The organism is Aquibium sp. ELW1220, assembly GCF_030398385.1.
Lineage (GTDB): Bacteria > Pseudomonadota > Alphaproteobacteria > Rhizobiales > Rhizobiaceae > Aquibium.
Map to the genome: position 1 here is coordinate 1 of NZ_JAOAOQ010000109.1, position 1,182 is coordinate 1,182.

1 protein-coding gene is annotated in these 1,182 nt (G+C 69.4%); it reads right to left on the minus strand.

What is annotated here, in order from left to right; genetic code table 11:
- Positions 1 to 205: 205 nt before the first annotated feature.
- Complete coding sequence (locus N1F91_RS30910) at positions 206 to 595, minus strand: hypothetical protein (protein ID WP_289997750.1); 390 nt, start codon at positions 593 to 595, stop codon at positions 206 to 208.
- Positions 596 to 1,182: the final 587 nt, after the last annotated feature.

Consider the following 1,182-nt stretch of genomic DNA (forward strand, 5'->3'; position numbering starts at 1 on the left):
CCTCCTCCGAGCCCAGTCGCGCGACCAGCTCGTCCCAATTCATGGCGTGCAGCGAATCATTCATGCGCCAAACGAATCACGCGGCGCAACTACCGTCAACGCTATGTTAGCGCGTATGGGGACAGGCCCAAGGATGACGGCGGGGCGGTCCGGCGCGGCTCCCCCCGGCAGGCTGGCGGTGTGGGGACCGGCGGCGGAGGGTTGATCAGGCGCGTCCGGCGAGCACCCTGCGCAGGCGGCCGGTGGCGAGGCCGACGTCCGGCTCCTTCTGGATCGCCGTCAGATGGCGCAGGCGGAAGGTTCCGTCGGGCTTCAATCTGCCTTCGCCGAGGAAGGCGCGGGCCTCCTCGCGCAGGCCTTCGAGGACGCCCGGCCCGGCGATGGTGGCGTCGTTGCGATGCTCGTCGATGCGGGCGATGAGTTCCGGCACGCCCTTCATCCAGGCGAAACGCGGCTCGCCGATCAGCGCGAAGAGCTTCGTGTAGGGGCTGTCATAGGCCGGGTCGCCGCCGATCTCGGCATGCAGCAGCGCGCGGTGGAAGGCCTGGAGCGCGAGCGACAGTTCGGCGGCGCGGGCGGAGTGGTCGTCGGTCATGGCGATGTCCGTTGCGAAGGGTGTGGTCGAGATGGGTGGCGCATATCGGGCTTCGTCCGGCGCGCCGAGGGTCGCGTGCCGGCGATGACGGACCATAGCAGCAGTTGCGGCCCCGTCCCCTTGCGGCCTTGTCGCGGGGAGGATGTCGTGGCGGGCCGCCGCGCGGTGCCCCTGGCCTTCGATGCCCAGCATGGAAACGCTCGCGTGCAGCAGAGTGACGGATGAAGGCGCTCCTCCAGACACAGGTTCGGCCCCGGCCTCCAAGTGTGATGTGGTTCCGGGCCGCGCAGCGTAACCCGGAATCCAGGACGGTGCACCCTTCCATCGTCATCGCGGGCGAAGACGGAGCGGAGGCCCGGGATCCGTGCCGCGGCCGATGTCGAGAGGCGGGACGACGGAGAAAGGCGGCGGCGTCGGGGGCTTCTTGCGCCGTCGCGCTTGCCGGCATACGCCGACGCATGGATCCCGGATACGTCGTCCTTCGCTGCGCTCGGACGCCGTTCCAGGATGACGAAGGTGAGGGCTGGAGAAGGGTGCAGCCGCCTCGACGGTCCTCAGCCTGAAGCGCGGAAAGGAGCTTGTCGAAG